General features: G+C 33.6%; 17 protein-coding genes. 8 read left to right on the top strand and 9 right to left on the bottom strand.

The genetic code is table 11. The features are described from left to right. The 5 genes from A2530_RS02500 to A2530_RS02480 form a co-directional block, all read right to left on the bottom strand. Positions 1–669, bottom strand: coding sequence for a Crp/Fnr family transcriptional regulator (locus A2530_RS02500; RefSeq protein ID WP_294884243.1), 669 nt, complete (start codon positions 667–669; stop codon positions 1–3). A gap of 3 nt (positions 670–672) precedes the next feature. Next, on the bottom strand, positions 673–1,101 hold the full coding sequence (locus tag A2530_RS02495) for a hypothetical protein (RefSeq protein ID WP_294884244.1): 429 nt from the start codon (positions 1,099–1,101) through the stop codon (positions 673–675). A gap of 93 nt (positions 1,102–1,194) precedes the next feature. Then, positions 1,195–2,313 (bottom strand): cell division protein FtsZ, encoded by a 1,119-nt coding sequence (gene ftsZ / locus A2530_RS02490; protein ID WP_294884245.1) that lies wholly within the window; start codon positions 2,311–2,313, stop codon positions 1,195–1,197. A gap of 9 nt (positions 2,314–2,322) precedes the next feature. After that, positions 2,323–3,681, bottom strand: coding sequence for a cell division protein FtsA (ftsA, locus tag A2530_RS02485; RefSeq protein ID WP_294884247.1), 1,359 nt, complete (start codon positions 3,679–3,681; stop codon positions 2,323–2,325). 1 nt (position 3,682) lies between these two features. Beyond that, positions 3,683–5,146, bottom strand: coding sequence for a peptidylprolyl isomerase (locus tag A2530_RS02480; RefSeq protein WP_294884249.1), 1,464 nt, complete (start codon positions 5,144–5,146; stop codon positions 3,683–3,685). A gap of 166 nt (positions 5,147–5,312) precedes the next feature. On the opposite strand from A2530_RS02480, the gene A2530_RS02475 reads away from it, so the two are divergent. After that, entirely contained in the window at positions 5,313–5,669 is a 357-nt protein-coding gene (locus tag A2530_RS02475) for a hypothetical protein (RefSeq protein ID WP_294884251.1), read from the top strand. A 12-nt stretch (positions 5,670–5,681) separates the two neighbouring features. Next, positions 5,682–6,980 carry an adenosylmethionine--8-amino-7-oxononanoate transaminase gene (locus tag A2530_RS02470; protein WP_294884252.1) on the top strand — a complete coding sequence of 433 codons (1,299 nt, stop codon included), beginning with the start codon at positions 5,682–5,684 and terminating at the stop codon, positions 6,978–6,980. Here the strand turns inward: A2530_RS02470 and A2530_RS02465 are convergent. Together A2530_RS02465 and dnaJ are read right to left on the bottom strand one after the other, a co-directional pair. Next, positions 6,977–7,567, bottom strand: coding sequence for a class II aldolase and adducin N-terminal domain-containing protein (locus A2530_RS02465; RefSeq protein WP_294884254.1), 591 nt, complete (start codon positions 7,565–7,567; stop codon positions 6,977–6,979). The two genes, A2530_RS02470 and A2530_RS02465, sit on opposite strands and share 4 nt — an antisense overlap. Before the next feature lie 12 nt (positions 7,568–7,579). Beyond that, complete coding sequence (gene dnaJ, locus A2530_RS02460) at positions 7,580–8,701, bottom strand: molecular chaperone DnaJ (RefSeq protein ID WP_294884255.1); 1,122 nt, start codon at positions 8,699–8,701, stop codon at positions 7,580–7,582. A 76-nt stretch (positions 8,702–8,777) separates the two neighbouring features. On the opposite strand from dnaJ, the gene A2530_RS02455 reads away from it, so the two are divergent. From A2530_RS02455 to A2530_RS02430, 6 genes are all read left to right on the top strand, one after another. Further along, positions 8,778–9,869 carry a murein transglycosylase A gene (locus tag A2530_RS02455; protein WP_294884256.1) on the top strand — a complete coding sequence of 364 codons (1,092 nt, stop codon included), beginning with the start codon at positions 8,778–8,780 and terminating at the stop codon, positions 9,867–9,869. Between the two features lie 24 nt (positions 9,870–9,893). Next, positions 9,894–10,463, top strand: coding sequence for a recombination mediator RecR (recR, locus tag A2530_RS02450; protein WP_294884257.1), 570 nt, complete (start codon positions 9,894–9,896; stop codon positions 10,461–10,463). 2 nt (positions 10,464–10,465) lie between these two features. Then, positions 10,466–11,254: a VacJ family lipoprotein gene (locus A2530_RS02445; RefSeq protein WP_294884258.1), complete on the top strand. Its 789-nt coding sequence runs from the start codon at positions 10,466–10,468 to the stop codon at positions 11,252–11,254. Positions 11,255–11,256: 2 nt separating this feature from the next. Then, positions 11,257–11,859, top strand: coding sequence for an ABC transporter substrate-binding protein (locus A2530_RS02440; protein ID WP_294884260.1), 603 nt, complete (start codon positions 11,257–11,259; stop codon positions 11,857–11,859). Between the two features lie 6 nt (positions 11,860–11,865). Continuing rightward, the gene (locus tag A2530_RS02435) at positions 11,866–14,352 is read left to right on the top strand and encodes an MMPL family transporter (RefSeq protein WP_294884261.1); all 2,487 of its coding nucleotides are present in this window, start codon (positions 11,866–11,868) and stop codon (positions 14,350–14,352) included. 91 nt (positions 14,353–14,443) lie between these two features. Beyond that, the gene (locus A2530_RS02430) at positions 14,444–17,122 is read left to right on the top strand and encodes a glycosyltransferase family 2 protein (protein WP_294884263.1); all 2,679 of its coding nucleotides are present in this window, start codon (positions 14,444–14,446) and stop codon (positions 17,120–17,122) included. On the opposite strand, the gene A2530_RS02425 is transcribed toward A2530_RS02430, so the two are convergent. Together A2530_RS02425 and A2530_RS02420 are read right to left on the bottom strand one after the other, a co-directional pair. After that, entirely contained in the window at positions 17,103–17,531 is a 429-nt protein-coding gene (locus A2530_RS02425) for a hypothetical protein (protein WP_294884265.1), read from the bottom strand. The genes A2530_RS02430 and A2530_RS02425 overlap by 20 nt on opposite strands. Next, positions 17,531–18,961, bottom strand: coding sequence for a Ni/Fe hydrogenase subunit alpha (locus A2530_RS02420; protein WP_294884266.1), 1,431 nt, complete (start codon positions 18,959–18,961; stop codon positions 17,531–17,533). The genes A2530_RS02425 and A2530_RS02420 overlap by 1 nt, the downstream gene beginning before the upstream one ends. Between the last annotated feature and the right edge of the window lie 2 nt (positions 18,962–18,963).

The raw sequence follows: 18,963 nt of genomic DNA, 5'->3' as shown, positions 1-18,963 counted from the left end.
CTACTCCTCATAAACAGACATTAGGGCTTCTTTATCTAAAACTATTATTTTTCCACCTTTTGAGTCAATTATATTATCTCTTTTTAACCTATTTAATACTCGTGATAATGTTTCTGGTTGAATATGCAACATCAATGATATTTCAGCTCTTTTTAAATCATTAAAAATATTTAAATCATTATAGAGCATTGTAGCAACTTTAGCAACAGAATTAAAAATAAATTCCCTATTTATAAGCGATTGCAACTGTTGAGATTTTAAAATAATTTCATTTGTGAGTTCAAAACATAAATAACCCTTTTCTATAAAAAATTCTTTAAATTTTTTATAATCAATGCTAAGAATTTGAGAATCCTCAAGTAACATGACATTTGAAAATGAGCTTAATGAGCTTTTATTAAGATTTGATATTTCTGAAATCATAGAATTTGGATATATATAGTGCAAAAATATCTCATTATTGTGTTTGTCTATTTTATATACTTTTACAAGTCCGTTTAGGAGAAACAAAATAGAATCATTTGTCTCTTTTTCATAAAAAACCACATACTCCTTAGAGTAGTTGTAAAGAGTTGAAATAGATGATAGAAGCTCTATCTGCTCTTCATTTAAAGAAGAGAAAAAACTTAAACGTACTATAGCATCTTTACAAGAGTGTAGTTTTTCCATTTGTTAAAGTTTTAAACAGTGCTCTTGGTTTATATTAAATTGAAATAGTTCTGCTTTAGTACTTCTACTTTTATATATGTAGCGAATAGAGATATCTGCTTCTAAAAATCGTTGAGAGTTTTTACATGTACCGAAAATTACAGCTTCTTGCATTCTAGAACGGTCCTCTTTTTTAACAATTTCATCACTCTTTGGAGCCGTATTTATCTCATATATATAAACTAAAGTAGTATCTTGTGCTTCAATTGCTATAAGTTTAGTATATTTATCAATTTCTTTTGGAACTGATTTTGACATCTCGTTTGCAGCTAATTTTACAATCTCTTGATTTTGTTTTTTCATCTCTTTAGTGGATAGTTCCCTGCTTTGCATCTGGATATCTTGTGCAAATACAGCAATCATAAAAGATATGATTATGAATATAAATTTCATTATTTTACTCTCTCTTTTTATAAGGATTATACATAAAAGATAATAAAAATAACCCCAAAGGAGGGAGAGGTTATTTAATAAAAGAGCAAGGAATTAATCTAACTGTTGTCTCATATAAGACGGAATATCTAAATGACTTCCGTCAAGATCTCCACCGACTACTAATCTTGGACGAATTTTTGCAATAGGAGAAGGTGAATCACTTACAAAATTTTCGTTATTAGAACCTGTATTTAAATCTTTCTCAAAACCTGTAGCAATAATAGTTATTTTTACATAATTTTCAGGAAGAGAATCATCTGTTGAAGTGCCGAAAATTACATCTGCATCTTCATGAGCACTCTCTTGAACAACTACCATAGCTTCTGATGTCTCTATCATCGGAAAGTTAGGATGCATGTGAAAATGTACAAGAACACCCATAGCTCCATTAATAGATACATTATCAAGAAGTGGAGATTCAATTGCAGCTTTAATTGCTTCATATGCTGCATTTTCGCCTTCATGTTCACCCACACCCATAAGCGCCATGCCTTTATGGCTCATTACTGTTTTTAAATCTGCAAAGTCAAGGTTAATATCATTGTCACCGTTTGATAAAATAACACCTGCTGTTCCGCTTACCGCTTGAGCTAAAACACTATCAACAATTTTAAAGCTATCTTTAATTCCAAGTTTTCTATCAATTATGGATAATAGCTTATCATTAGGGATAACTACTATAGAGTCACTCTCTTTTTTTAACTCTTCAAGACCTGCTTTTGCAAGCTTAAGTCTCTTTGGTGCTTCAAATGCAAAAGGCTTTGTAACAATAGAAACAGTTAGTGCATCAACCTCTTTTGCAATTTTTGCAATAACCGGAGCAGCACCGGTTCCTGTTCCACCGCCTAAACCTGCAGAAATAAATACTATGTCGGCACCTTCAAGAGCTTTTTTAATCTCATCATAATTCTCTAATGCCGACTCTTTGCCGATTTCAGGTTTCATACCGGCACCAAGACCTTTAGTTAGCTTTGCACCGATTTGAATTGTAGTTGCATTTTTATTGTCTTTAAGAGCTTGAGCGTCAGTATTGATTATAATCATCTCAATACCCGCAACACCCTCTTTTATCATATGACCAATCATATTCCCACCGCCGCCGCCGACGCCTACTGCTACAATTCTTGCTCCGCTTATTTTACTTGCTTCTTCAATTAAAAATGGTTCCATTATCACTCCTTAAAATAGCTGGGTTGCCCAGCTCCAAAATTTATTAAACATCCCTGCTTCGTCTTCTTTTTTTTCTTTTTTTAACGGAAAAGCTATGATTCGCTCTTTCTTATCAATATTATTCAAAATAGGTGTAGTCATTTCTGGTTCATCAATAAGATTTATACTTGTGTGTTCGCTAAGCACCTCGTTTGAATGTCTAACTCTCTTGTTTACATCTATTTCATACTGCGTATATGGAGATGCAGCATACATAACTAAACCAATAGCGCTAGAGTACTCAGGTGAGCGAAGATTATCAAACAGCCCATTCATCTCTTTTGGCTTTGCAAGGCGAACCGGAACAGAACCAAAAGTTGCAACTGCCAATTCACGTATGCCTTCCATTTGAGAAAAACCGCCTGTCAAGACAACACCGGCACCTATTTTATCTTTTAGGCCGCTATTTTCTATAAACTGCGCTAAAATCATTAACGTCTCTTCAACTCTTGCATAAATAACATTATGAACCACTTCTAAAGAGACTTCATGAGTCGTATTTTCATCTCCTATGATAGGCAACTCAATCAAATCATTACTATGGCTTAATAGTGAACCGTAATTAAACTTTACGCTATCTGCAATGTTTAAAGGCGTATGAAGTGCCATAGAGAGATCACTTGTTACATGGTTTGAACCTACTCCCAAGAAATCATTATATCTTATAGAATTACCAGAGTGAATAATTATATTGCTTGTATTTCCACCCATATCAATAACGGCAACACCCAACTCTTTTTCATCATCATTTAGAGTTGCAATTGAAGAAGCATAACCAGTTAGTACAATGTTTTCTATCTCAACACCTGCACCACGAACAGCTTTTCTAAGGTTGTTTAGATTTGATTTTTGAGTAGTAATAATATGTGTATCTACTTCAAGCCTTGATGCATTCATCCCTAGAGGATCTTCTATGTAGTCTTGATCATCAGCTTTAAAATTGTAAGGAAGAGCATGTAAAATTTCATACTCATTAGGTATATTTGCATTATATAAAGATGTCTGCATAACTCGCTCTATCTCTTTAAAACTAACCTCTTTATTTTGAATATTAACTATACCGCTTGAATTTAAACTTTTTGTATAAGCTCCGGAGATAGAAACTATAGCAGTTTTAACTTCGCTTCCTGATACTCTTTTAGCATCATTTAACGCAGTTTTTATAGACCTTGAAGCAAGTTCTATATTTGTAATACTCCCTTTTTTTAGACCTTGCGCTTTGCAAGTTCCTGCTCCTGTAATAGCTATGGAGTTATCGTCAGCTATTTCAGCGATAATTGCACATATTTTTGTTGAACCAATATCAATGGCTAAAACAGTTCTGCTCAACTTAGAGTCCTTCGATGAAAATCTCAGTTTTATACTTGTTCTGGAGGGTTTTAACCAACCCTTCGTTAAACATAGCACTTTTCAATCTGACAATAGGATTGTCTTGATTAGTATGACTATTGTTAAGCAGTTTCTGTTCCAATATATTGTACATAACAATATTTCCGTCTTTTAAACTAACAAATCCCTTTTTATTTTGAGTCATAAAAAGTTCGCTTATAAATTCATTTGCATCTTCACTTTTTAAATCTGACAATTTATTGGAGTCATTTCCTGTAATAAAATCAGTTGTTTTTCCACTAAATGTAGCAAAAGAGTTTTTTGCCACCTCTTGTAGTTTAGCTCTTCTTTGCTCATCTACATAAATTGAAACAACTTCATTTTTTGCATCCTCATAACTTTTTGCGGTAGGTTTATTTGCTTTTACTAACTCAAAAGTAAAATAATCTTCGCCGACCATAACAGGCTTTGAAAATGGAGATTGAGCAGTTAATTTAGATACCACATCAATAACTTCTTTATTAAAAGTGTTGTTTGAAGCAGATATAACACCGTTGTTTATCTCTACACCTTTTAGTTCGCCTTTTTTATATGTTATATATGTTTTTAGAGCCTCTTTTTTAGTCTCTTTTGCATCTAGTTCATCTTTGATTTTACTTTTTGCAACATCAAAAGCTAATATCTTTTGCTCACTGTCTTTAAAGTGTGTTTTATTTTCATTGTAATATTCGTTAAGTGCTGCATCATCATACTCTTTTGAGATTTTAGGCTGTTTTATAAACTTAACATCGTAGCTAGTTTCTGTCATAAAATTATTCTTCATCTTTTCCCAAAACGGTTTTAAAAACTCATCTGACGTATCAACTTTTATTTGAGAGTTGTCTAAAATTTTATACTCTATCTTATCAGCAATATTTATTGCCGTATTTAAACTGCTGAGTTCACTCTCTTTTGCTTGAATTGGGAGAAGTTTAAGAGCTTTTTTAATCAGTAACTCTTTTTTTACATCTGCTTCATACTCTTTAATAGTTAAATTATTTCTTGATAAAACTTGCTTATATATCTCTTTATCAAAAATGCCGTCTTTTAAAAAGTACTCTTGTGTTGTAATATCATTTAATAACTCTTCGTCACTAATTTGTAAATCATAAGATTTAGCCAAATTTAGTACAAGAGCTTGTTGAGTAAGATGCTGAAGGGCTTGAGCTTTTAAACCAAAGCTTTTTGCTTTCTCTTCATCAAACTCTCCCTGAAACATTTGAGAGTATTGATTGTATAGATTTGAGTAGCTTTTTTGAAGTTCACCCATGGTTATATCTACGCTTCCGACTCTGGCTACTGCTCCTGCTTTGTTGCCATAATTGTACTGACCCCATCCGACAAATCCGGCTCCAACAAAAGCGATTGTTGAAATCCAAATAGTAATTATGAGGTATTTTTTATGTCTTTGCATCCATGTAATCATTGGTTAAACAGCCTTGTATATGATATTTCTGTAATTTTAGGTAAATTCGTATTAAACCTTGATAAAAAGGCTTTATCTTTGCTTTTGAAGATAAATTTAAATAGCTAAGAAAAATATAAATGAAAAGGTAGTAAAATCAGGACAATAATAGCCAAAAAGGATTTTTATGAGTGGTATTATAAAATATTCAAATATTGTAGATGTGCTGCCGAAACTGCCCGAGGTATTGTTAAATACTATACAATCTGATGTTTTAGAGATAAAAAGTATTGATAAAGAGTGTAAAAAATGTCTTGATACATGTTTTACAATTCCTGAATTAAAAGATGCATATTACGTAGTTTTTTCAAAATATATAGATAAAGATAATCATAAATATGAAAAATTTATATTTCTTGGGAAAGACGGAGAAGAGCTGTTTAACGTAAGCGGATTAGAGATGGAGCTATACGGACTTATTACATGTACTACGCTTGATTACACCGATGCATACAAAGCTTTTCTCTCTCATTCTAAAAAATAGCTATAAAAATTTATGAATAATTTTGAACTAAAAAACAGGGATTTGGATGTTTTATGGCATCCATGTACTCAAATGAAAGACCATGAGAACCTTCCTCTTATACCGATAAAAAAAGCGCACGGAGTATATTTAGAAGATTTTGACGGCAATACCTACATAGACGCTATAAGCAGCTGGTGGGTAAATATTTTTGGACATACAAACGCTTATATAAATCAAAAAATTAAAGAGCAGTTAGATACTTTAGAACATGTAATATTGGCCGGTTTTACGCATGAACAAGTTGTGCGATTATCTGAGAGATTGGTAAAAATATCGCCTATTGGACTCGAGAAATGTTTTTATGCAGATAACGGTTCAAGTGCCGTTGAAGTAGCGTTAAAAATGAGTTTTCATGCACATAAAAATGACGCCAAGAATAAAAATCTTTTTGTGTCGCTTACAAATTCGTATCATGGAGAGACTATCGGTGCACTTAGTGTAGGAGATGTAGAGCTTTATAAAGATACTTATAAACCACTTTTAATTCATAGTATTCAAACTCCTGTACCAAAAGATATGAGCTTAGAATCGGCACAAGAAGCGGCGATAAAATTTGAGGAGTTATGTAAAAACAGAGCCGATGAGATAAGTGCGATAATTTTGGAACCGCTTGTTCAAGGTGCAGGATATATGCACATGTATCACAAAGAGTTTTTAGTTTTAGTCCGACAAATTTGTGATAAATACGATATTCACATGATTGCAGATGAAGTTATGGTAGGTTTTGGAAGATGCGGCGAGATGTTTGCATGTCAGAGTGCTGATGTTACACCTGATTTTCTTGTTCTCTCAAAAGGTTTAACAGGCGGTTATCTCCCGCTTTCTGTTGTACTAACAACTAATGAGATTTATGCTAAGTTTTATTGTGATTACGGTGAATATAAAGCTTTTCTGCACTCTCACAGCTATACAGGAAATGCGCTTGCTTGTGCAGCTGCAAACGCTACTCTTGATTTATTTGAGCGAGATAATGTCATAGAGAAAAATAGAGTTATGGCTAAATATATGGGTGAGAGACTTTTAAAGTTTAAAGAGCTTACAAATGTTGCATCCATAAAACAAACCGGAATGATTTGCGCGGTGGAGTTAAAGGGTTACACGCCGCAAGAAAGAATAGGATTAAAAGTGTATCAGTATGGACTAGATAACGGAGTGCTTCTTAGACCGCTTGGACATGTAGTCTATTTTATGCCGCCGTATATTATTACAAAAGATGAGTGCGATAGGATGATAGAGACTGCTTATGAGGCTATAAAGAGACTCTCTTAGTCAAAAGCAGTATCATTTTTTGTATTATCAAGAAGAAGCAATCTACAGCTTTTTTCTAAAATAGCAATTTTCTTTGCCATCTCATGTAAATCTCTGTTAAACGTATATACGCCATAACCTTTTATAACCATAATATCCGTTCTTTTACTTTGAAAGTAGTAGGCTATTTCACTGCTTGCTCTCTCATACCAGTCGTCAAAATGTTTAGGGTCCACTATCTCGATGGAGCCTATCTCTTTATAGCCGAAATAGTCTTTTGGTGCAATAATATTGTGATCAAGTGAATAAGCCGTCGTAAAAGGCGGCATACTAAAACAGATAAACTTAGCATCCGATATTTGAGAGTATATACTGTGATGAATATTTGCATCTATACTTGCTTGAGTCCATCTGTAATCTTTTTTAAAATATAGCTCTATAAGATTATTCTCATCAATTGAGTCGAAGATTGCCTCTTTCGTATTTATAACAAATCTATTAGATTCTGTTTTAGCCGATATTGAGCCGTGATATATGCCAAAAAAATCTTTTCTAAACATCGATAGCGCAAGCGCTGAGAGTTTGTTTTTAAGATTATCTTTGTTCATTATACTAGACCTCTATTTAAACCAATTTTTCATCTTCTCTATAGCAGAATCCAAAACACTTTCATGAGGTTTTGACTCTATACCGAAAGATTCTTGAAGCTTAGCTATAAGTTCATACTGCTCGTCATTTAGTTTTTTAGGATATGTAATATTTATCTGTGCAATTAAATTTCCTTTACCATGACCGTGAACATCATCAACTCCTTCACCTCTGAATGTAAAGTGCTGTTTATCTTTTGTACCTATATCAAGTTTCAATTCTAGCTCACCGGTTAATGAAGGTATTGTAAGAGTGTCTCCTGCTACAGCTTGAGTGAAAAATACAGGAATAGCGATATAGACATCATTTCCTTCTCTTTGAAAGTGCTTATCCGGTTTTACGCTAAAAGTTACATACAAATCACCTCTTGTACCGCGTTTGCCGATGTTTCCTTTTCCTGAAACTCTAAGACGATTACCGTGATCGATTCCTTTTGGAATTTTAATGCTTACGCTTCCTTTTTCTTCATGATAACCTCTGCCGTCACAGCTGTCACAATGAGCTGAGGGTGCAGAACCTGTTCCTGCACAAACCGGACAAGTTTGAGAAAAAGTCATAAATCCCTGTTTCATAAAAACCTGACCTTGACCCCTGCATTGATGACATGTAGATAGTTTTCCATCTTTTGCACCAGTGCCTTTGCAACTTTTACAAGAGTTTTTGAACTTGAATTCTATCTCTTTTTCGCATCCAAAAACAGCTTCGTTGAAACTGATGTTCATATCAACATTCATATCAAGAGGATATTTTTCCATGTCAGTCGGGTTTTGACGACGACGAGAACCCCCTCCAAAGCCACTAAACATCTCTTCAAACATTGAACCCAAATCATCAAATCCACCTGATGAACGACCGCGTCCACCCATTCCTGAAAGACCTTCTTTGCCATATCTATCGTAAATACTTCTTTGTTTATCGTCACTCAAACACTGATAAGCTTCATTACACAGTTTAAATTTATGTTCTGCTTCGTTATCATTCGGATTTTTATCAGGGTGATAAGTCTTAGCCATTTTTCTGTATGCTTTTTTAATTGTAGTTTGGTCTGCATCCCTTGAGACTTCTAATATTTCGTAATAGCTTAAATCTTGCATATTATTTTAATATCCTATACATTTAAAATTTTTGCAATTATAGCGTTTTAAATTTAATCTATGTATAATCCCGTTTATGAAACATAATATACTATTTTTAACTACTATACTCTTTTTTATCGGTTGTTCAAAACAGCCCGTTGTAACCTTTACCGATATGCCTAAAACCCAACTTATTAAAAGCAGTTTTGAAGAGTTGCCTAATTGGGAAGATGAGGATTATTTTAAAGCTTTAGGCTCTTTTGTTAATAGCTGCAAAACAGGCAAAACAAAAGATATCTATAAAGATTTATGTAATCAAGCGGCTAATGCGGCAGAACCGAGAGAGTTTTTAACAAGCAAATTTACGCCGTACAGAATTAAAACTTTTGAAGATGTTCAAGAGGGATTGCTAACCGGTTATTATGAGCCTGAATTGAAAGGTTCTTTAGAAAAAAAAGAGCCTTACATATACCCGATATATAAAACTCCAAAAGATATGCTTATTGTGGATTTAAGCGAGCAGTATCCAGAACTTAAAAACTACAGATTAAGAGGCAAAATAGAGGGAAACAAAGTAGTTCCTTATTATGCCAGAGAAGATGTAAATTCAAAAACACTTGATGCAGACGTAATCTGTTATACAGATTCAAAGATAGACCTTTTCTTTTTGGAAGTTCAAGGTTCCGGCAGAGTAACACTTGAAAATGGAGAGACTATATTTATCGGTTATGACAATCAAAACGGATATAAATATAACTCAATCGGAAAATATTTGGTTAATATAAATGAAATAGCGCTAGAGGATATATCTCTTCAGAGCATAAAGGCATGGCTGGAAGCAAACCCGTCTAGAGTAGATGAAGTACTGAATTTTAATAAATCTATGGTTTTTTTTAGACAAAAAACTAAAGCGGCAAGCGGATCTTTAGGAGTAGTTCTTACTCCTATACGTTCGGTTGCAGTAGATAGAAGATACATTCCACTAGGAAGTATGCTCTATCTAAGCGCTGACACAAAAGATAGCACTCTAAATCATATAGCAATTGCTCAAGATACAGGAGGTGCCATAAAAGGGTGTTTAAGGGCAGATATGTTTTGCGGTTATGGGGAAGAAGCTAAAGAGCTGGCAGGAAAATTAAAAGCACCTCTAAAACTATGGATACTGCTTCCAAAAGATAAATCTTGATAATTATTTTACTAAGGCTATAAAGTGAGAGGTTCGTTAGATAAATTTAACAAATTGGTAGATGCATTACAAGAACTTCCTACAATAGGAAAAAAATCCGCTACCAGATTAGCCTATTACATGTTAATTAAAAATAGTTTTGTAGGTATGAAAATTTCTCATGCAATTGAAGAAGCTTTGGGATTTTTAAGACAGTGCAGTTCTTGCGGCGGAATGAGTGAAGATGATTTATGTTTCATCTGTTGCGACGAGAGCAGAGACAAAACGCTTCTTTGTATAGTAGAAAATCCAAAAGATATACTTCTTTTGGAGGAGAATGCTCTTTTTGATGGCAGATATTTTGTATTAGAGTCTTTAGAAGAGTTTAATTTTTCCAATCTGCAAAAGCTAGTAGGCTCCGGTGTAAAAGAGATAGTTTTTGCTCTTACGCCTTCTATCGCCAATGATGCTGTAATGTTATATATTGAAGATAAATTAAGTAATTTTGATATAAACTTCTCAAAAATAGCTCAAGGTGTTCCAACCGGTGTAAGTTTAGAAAATATAGATTTATTGTCTTTAACAAGAGCATTAACAGATAGAGTAAAGGTATAAATTTGAGATTTGTTTATTTGGTTTTGCTTCTGTTGAATATATTCGCTTTTAGCGGTTGTAGCCTAAATAGTATTCAAACTAAAATCGCTGTAGTTTTTGATGATAATAAAGATGATACGTCAAAGAGTGAGCTTGATGAATTTGCGGATGAATTTGCAACTGAAGAAGTTTATGACCCATTTAGCGGATATAACAGATTTATGACAAGTTTTAATGATGATCTTTATGAGTACATTTTAAAACCTATCTCAAAAGGCTACAAGTCCGTATTACATGAAGAGATACGAGAGAGTATAAGAAATTTTTTTCATAACCTCTATTTCCCTATGCGCGTTGTTAACAACGTTTTTCAGGGAAAATTTCACTATGCATCTTTAGAGAGCGGGAGATTTATAATAAACAGCACAATAGGAATATTAGGATTGTTTGATCCTGCAAGAACTGAATTCGGTATTCTTCCACATGAAGAGGACTTTGGTCAAACATTGGGATTTTACGGTGTAAAAAGCGGTCCGCACATCGTTTTACCAATTTTTGGACCATCAAATTTAAGAGATGCTCTTAGTTTATATCCTGATTCATTCTTGAGTCCTATAAGTTATAGCGATAGAGATTACTGGGCTTTAACGGAAGATTTAGAGTGGTATTTAACTTTAAGATTATTGGAAAATATAAACTATATCTCTCTTGATATAGATAAGTATGATAAAATAAAAAGGGATGCAGTTGATTTGTATCCATATTTGAGAAATATATATGAACAACACAGAAATAAAAAAATCAGGGAGTAGAGATGAAAAATATATATAGAAAAATATTAGCACTATTTGTTGTTTTATTATTTGAACAAAATCTAGTTGCCAGTGAACAAATAGAATTAAAAGAGCATTTTTTAAATAAGATTAATGAAGTTATTTTAATTGTTGAAGATAAAAAATTATCTAAAAATGATAGAAACAGCAATATTATCAAATCTCTAACGCCTATGTTTGATTTTGAACTTATGGCAAAACTTAGCTTAGGAAATATATGGAAACAACTTACGCCCGAGCAAGGAGAAAAATTTGTTGAGCTTTACGTAGAGCGAATGAAACAGTCGTATTCGGCAAAAATTGATGCTTATAAAGATGAAAAAGTTGAAGTAAAACAGATAGAACAGCCTCAAGAAAATAGGATAGCACTAATAACGGATTTGGTCAGCAAAGAGCAGAAACTAGAAATAGTGTATAAATATTATATGCCAAAAGATAAAGTAAGAAATAAAGATAAATGGTTAATTTATGATGTAGAAATTTTGGGAGTTAGTATTTTAAAAACCGACAAAGCTCAGTTTAAAGAATTTTTACAAACAAAAAGCATATCTGAATTAATGGATGCTTTAGCAAAACAGTCGTAAAAATTTATGCTAAAAAATATATATCAAAACTTTTTTTTAAAATATCCAAAAATTATTTTATCTGCGATAGCTGTTTTTATAGTCATAACGGCTCTCTTCTCGTTAAAACTTGAGATAGATGCAAGCGCGGAGACACTGCTTCTTGAAGATGATAAAGATTTAGAATATACAAGAGATGTTTTAAAACGCTTTGAAGCACCTAATTTTCTTGTTGTAACTTACACCATAGAAGATGACCTTTTAAGTGAAGAGAATATTAAAAATATTAAAACATTAAATTCACAAATAAAAGATTTAGAGATAGTTGAATCAATTAACTCTATAGTAAATGTTCCGCTTTTACAATCTCCGCCAAAACCAGTTAAAGAGTTGTTAAAAGATATACCTACGCTTGAATCGCCAAATATTGATAAAAATTTGGTAAAGCATGAGTTTTTAAACAGCGCTATATATAAGCAAAATTTAGTCAGTGATGATTTTAAGACAACTGCGCTTATGGTAAATCTTAAAAGAGATGAGAAATATTTTAGTTTAATAAATAGTAGAGACAGTTATTTAAAATTAAAAAAACAAAGAGCATTAAATAAAGATGAAATAGTTAAATATAAAAATATCTCACTTGAATTAAAAACTTATAGAGATATTTTAAGAAAAAAAAATCACTTTACGATAGTTAAAATAAGAGAGATATTAGATACTTTTAAATCAAAACACGAAAAAGTGACTCTTCATTTAGGCGGAGTTGAGATGATTGCCGATGATATGGTAGAGTTTGTCAAGTATGATTTGGAAACTTTTGGATTTCTAATCATAGGATTGCTAGTAGCTATTTTGTATATACTATTAAAAGAGATTAAATGGGTTGTAATAGCACTCTTTATATGTACTATATCTCTTATTATAACAAGTGGTTTTTTGGGACTTTTTGGCTGGGAAATTACGGTAGTATCTTCAAATTTTATCTCTCTTCAACTTATTATGAACATGTCTTTGGTCGTTCATTTGATTGTCAGATACAAAGAGCTTCATGAAGCAAATCCAAATGAATCACAAAACACTTTAGCGCTAAATACGGTTACGTCCATGGCAAAACCCTCTTTTTTTGTGGTTATTACAACTATAGCAGGATTTAGCTCTTTAGTTTTTAGCAATATTTTACCCGTAATAAACTTCGGGTGGATGATGAGCCTTGGGATAATAATATCTCTTCTTATGACTTTTATTCTATTTCCGATAATTTTAATCCTTTTCAAGAAAAAAGAGAGTCAAAGTGTTGAAAAAAAATGTACGCCTTTTACTTCCAAAGTAGCACATGTAGCACACAATTATAAAAAAACAATTATAGCTTCGACTGTTATGGTTTTGCTATTTTCTGCATCCGGAGCAACTAAACTCAGAGTTGAAAATAGTTTTATAGATTATTTTAAACAAGATACGCAGATATATCAAGGAATGGCTTTAATAGACCAAAAACTAGGCGGTACGACACCTCTTGATATTATTTTAAAATTTAAAGAAAACAGCGATGAGATTAAAGAAGCAAATATTGTTCAAGCACAAAAAGATAAAGAGTTAGACTCTTTTGAAACAGAATTTGAGGAAAAAGAGGGCGATAGGGAACAGTACTGGTTTACCCAAAATAAAATGAGAAAGATAAAAGAGGTTCATGATTACCTTGATTCAATTGACTCTGTAGGAAAAGTTCTCTCACTCGCTACAACCGGGGAAATTTTAAAAGTTTTAAACGGTGGGAAAGAGGCTGATGGCTTAACTTTGGCTCTTATGTATAAAGAGCTTCCACAGGAGTACAAAAACATAATTATATCACCCTACGTAGATGTAAAAAATAATGAAGCCCGAATAAGCATGAGAATAATAGACTCTATGCCTAATCTTAAAAGAGATGAATTAATTAAAAAGATAGATGCAGATATTAACAAGATGCTAAATAAAGATTATGAAGAGTATAAGATGGCAAATCTATTAGTCATGTACAATAATATGCTTCAATCTCTTTTTAACTCTCAAATTAAAACTATAGGTATAGTTGTTCTTATACTTTTCTTTATGTTTTTAGCTCTTTTTAGAAGCTTAAAAATAGCAGTAATAGCGATGATTGCGAATATTGTTCCGGTTAGTATGATTTTTGGATTTATGGGGTGGATGAATATTCCTTTGGATATGATGACGATAACGATAGCAGCCATTAGCATAGGAATAGCAGTTGATGACACTATACACTATATTTACAGATACTCTTTGTTGTATAGAGAGTCAAATGAAGCAGAAGCATCTATGTTCAAAGCTCATGCGAGCATTGGAACGGCTATGTTTTATACATCTACGATTATTATGGTTGGGTTTTGTATCTTAATACTCTCTAATTTTCTACCGACTATATATTTTGGATTATTGACAATGATTACTATGTTTATGGCAATAGTTGCAGATCTTTTACTATTGCCGGTTTTACTATTGATTTTTGGAATTTGATTTAATTATAAAATTGCTATATATATCTTTTATTAAGCAACATTTTTTGAAATTTTAATATACAATACGTTTTTATTTACTGGGGAAATCATTGAAATATATTCTTAGCTCGTTACTACTCGCATCTTTGGTTCAAATATTTTTATGGATGAACAACAGCAACAAATTTATATCTCCACCTAATGCCGAAAACATTATAGAATCTATGTCTTATGCACCGTACAAAAAAGATAATACAAAAATAATGCTTAGCGATGAGGAGATAATACGTGATTTAAAGCTTCTTAAGCCATTCACAAACAGGATCCGCCTCTACTCCGCGGAAGATTCTGCAAAAGTAATGCCTGCAGTAAAAAAACTTGGTATGCAGGCGCATATGGGTCTTTGGCTCTCTGGTGTAGCACAGGATAATGAAAAAGAGATAGCATTAGCTAAGAGCATTATAAGCGAGTATCATGAAAGCTTAACATCCGTTATTGTCGGGAATGAGGTTTTACTTCGTGATGATTTATCACCTGATGAGCTGATTGCTCATGTTAGAGATTTTAAAGAGTTTACAGAAGGCATCTTAAAAGCAGACAGAGATGCTAAAGAAAAAGCATTTAAAGAAGAACTAGCAAAAGAAAAAAGTAGAAAAGTGAGAGCCGCTAAAATAAAAGAGGCAAAAGCTAAAGCGGCTAAAGAGAAGCCGCATACTATACTCGTAACAACTGCAGAAATTTGGAATATGTGGTTGCTGTATCCAGATTTAGCGCAGGAAGTTGATATTATAAATATTCATATTCTTCCTTACTGGGAAAAGATAAAAGCAGAGAATTTTGAACCGTTTTTTAAAGAGATATATAAAAAAGTAAAAGATGCCAATACGGATAAAGCTATTATCATCGGCGAGTTTGGATGGCCTAGTCAAGGGTATAATAATCAAGGTTCCGTAGCAAGCCCGCAAAATCAAGCGACTGTTGTTAGAAGATTTTTAGGTATGGCAAAAGAGGAAGGGTTTAGCTACAACCTTTTAGAAGCTTTTGATCAACCATGGAAAGGTGTCCATGAGGGAAGTGTAGGACAATATTGGGGTATATTTGATGCACATCGCAAACAAAAATTTGAGTTACAAGGAGATGTTCTTGTAGAGCCTTATTGGATTATGCAGATGGTTGCCGCGGCAATAATCGGTGCAATTTTAACTTTCTTTGGACTTAGAAATCAACATATTAATTTTTTACATGCTATAACATACGGATTTGCGGCGCAGGGAATCTCATTTGGTATAGTTATGTCCGCAGTTTATCCTTTTATCCACTATATGAATTTCGGTACATGGGTTATGTGGGTAATGGGTACTATTCTTATGATACCGCTAAGTGTTATCACACTTGCCAAAGCGAATGAACTGTTTAAATGCACAATCGGACAGCGACCTAAGAGATTAATACCTCTGGATTTAAAATCTGATCGCGTACCGTTTGTAAGCATACATGTACCTGCATACAAAGAGCAGCCGTATGTTTTAAAAGAGACTCTTGAAGCGTTATCAAAACTAAATTATACAAATTATGAAGTATTGGTTATCATCAACAATACACCTGAAGATTACTACAAAAATCCGATTAAAGCTTTATGTGAAGAGTTAGGGTCAAAATTTGTATATTTAGATATCGAGTGCAGCGGTTTTAAAGCAGGAGCATTAAACAAAGCACTTGATTATACAAACCCCGATACGGAAATATTGGCGGTTATCGATGCAGATTATGTTATAAGTCCAAACTGGCTTGTTGATTTGGTGCCTATTTTTGATGATTCAAATGTTGCATTAGTTCAAGCTCCACAGGACCACAGAGACGGAAAAGAGTCACTTCTAAAAACAGCTATGAATGCAGAGTATGCAGGTTTCTTTGATATCGGAATGGTTGAGAGAAATGAAGAGAATGCAATAGTCGCTCACGGAACGATGATTATGATTCGTAAAAGTGCATTTGATGAAGTAGGACAGTGGAATACGGATACGATAGTAGAAGACAGTGAGCTTGGACTAAGACTTTTTGAAGCGGGATATAGCGGACACTATACCAACCGCAGATACGGCTACGGTCTGCTTCCGGATACCATTGAAGCATTTAAAAATCAGCGTCATCGCTGGGCTTACGGTGCTATACAGATTCTCAAAAAACATTGGCAGCACTTTAAACCATCTTCAAAAACGTTAACTCGCGCTCAAAAACACCACTTTATTACCGGATGGTTTTTTTGGCTCTCAGATGCACTAGGTACCGTAACTGCCATCTTAAATATAATTTGGGTGCCGGTTATAATCTTTATCGGTGTAACTATTCCAACAATTGCACTAACCGTACCTATTTTAACTGCGTTTATAGTAAATGTAATTCATGCGTTCGTGCTTTATAGAACAAGGGTAAAAGCAAATTTCTTTCACTCGCTACTTGGTGCTACTGCCGCTATGAGTTTGCAGTTGACAATTTTTAAAGCTGTTTATGACGGTTTTGTAAAGGACCGCTTGCCGTTTAAGCGAACAGAAAAAGGCGGAAATAGTAAAAAAGCGATAAATAGCCCTATAAAAAATGAGATTATTTTAGCATCACTTTTACTTGGCTCATTCACGGCGCTTATAATGACAAATTATCAGTATATTGTAGAACTATATCTCTTCTCAGTGACTCTTTTTGTGCAGAGTATTCCATATATTTCGGCTATTGTTCTTAGGATGATTGAAAAAAGTTCCTATAAAAAAAAGCTTAGCGGTCAGTGTCTCTAAAGACTAACTGCTTTGCAACCATTTTTATACAATTGTTATACTTTTTTATATCTGCAATTTTTTCAAAGCAAGCACTCATCATCGAATAGATAAGGAACTCCGGCTTTTTATCATAAAGAGTGTTTAACATGTAGATTATAGTTTTTGGCGAGATATGGTGACTTAGATTTAGAGAGCTTTGCTCTTTAAGCAAACATGCCAAAGCATAATGATTTTTTTCATCATAACATGTATCTACAAAAATAACTTCATCTACCTCAAGCAACTCTAAAACTATCTCAGGTGTGAGTTGGTGCATAGAGATAAGTTTTGTGTCATGTAAAGAGAGTTTTTGAAGCTCTTTTATAACATCTGCTCCAAAACTATCCTCTCCTCTTAACTCATTTCCGTAACCTATGATTGCTCTCATCAATTTCGCTCAATCACTTTAAGTATATTTTTGTTATGGTCTCGTACTTCTATCCTTGAAGACACTATCCCTAAAGCATGAGTAGAACAGCTAAGACACGGGTCAAAGCATCTTATAACGGCTTCTACTCTGTTTAATGCGCCTTCAGTGATATTCTTTGCATCTACAAACTTTTTGGCTACTTGCTTTACCCCTGCGTTCATCGCTAAATTATTATTTCCGGTGGCTATAAGCAGATTTACGGCGGTTATAATTCCGTATTTTGTTACATGATACTCATGAAAAAGAGTCCCTCTTGGAGCTTCTGAGCATCCTATGCCTTTTTCTCTACTTATCTTTGAGCTTGTTTTTACATGTTCGCTCATAGTTTCATCGTTTTTTAAAAGCTCTTCAATTTTTTCTATGGCATAAATCATCTCAATAAGCCTTGCATAGTGGTAGTAAAATGAGTTTAAAACAGGTTTGCCGCCGTTTATAGCTTTAAAGTTTTTTAACTCCTCATCTGCTAATGGAGTTCCACATGTAGAGGCAATATTTAGTCTTGCAAGTGCTCCCACTCTATACATTCCCTTCGGATAACCGAGCGGTTTATAGTAGGGAGATTTGAGATAACTATCCTCTTCAACCGCTTCACCTATAAACTCTTTATAATCTTTTGGTTCAACTCTATCTTGGAGTATCTCTCCCTCACTGTCGATAAAGCGTAAAAAACCGTCATAGTGTTCAAGAGTGCCCTCATCGTTTGTTAGTGCCATAAATAGTGAGGGAAAGGTTGCAAAAGAGTCTATCTCGTCTTTAAATTTATGCAGATTAGTTTTGAAAAACTCTAAAGCATCTTGGGCAATTTTTAACATATCGGGAATTTGCTCTAAAATCGCCTCTTTTTGAGATAGTTCAATTCTATGCTCTACCCCGCCGGGGATTATACCTGTTGGATGAATTCTTTTACCCGCTAAATCTTCAATTATTTTCTGCCCAAATGCTCTTAACTTTATCCCGTCTTTTGCCCTTTGCGGATGCGTCTGCATCATCTTAAAAATATTCCTATCCTCTTTTGGAGCATCAAAACCGTAAACAAAATCAGGGCTTGAGAGATGAAAAAAGTTTAGCGTATGAGACTGTAGAAGTTGAGCTAGGTTGATAATTTTTCTTATATTTATACCAGCTTGCGGCGGAGTTATTGAGAGTATCTCATCAATTGCCTTTGATGAAGCTATAACATGGCTAACAGGACATATACCGCATGTTCTAGCCGTTAAAGCAGGCATCTCTGTATAAACTCTACCCTCACAAAACTTCTCAAAACCACGGTACTGCGTTACATGTATCTTTGCATCTTTGACTTTGCCACTATCATCTAAATCTATAGTTATTTTTGCATGTCCTTCTATACGGGTTACGGGATCTATGATTATCTTTTTATTTTCCATAA

It is taken from the genome of Sulfurimonas sp. RIFOXYD2_FULL_34_21 (assembly GCF_001830805.1).
In the GTDB taxonomy this organism is placed as follows: Bacteria; Campylobacterota; Campylobacteria; order Campylobacterales; family Sulfurimonadaceae; genus Sulfurimonas.
This window is presented reverse-complemented; position numbering and strand designations above follow the sequence as displayed.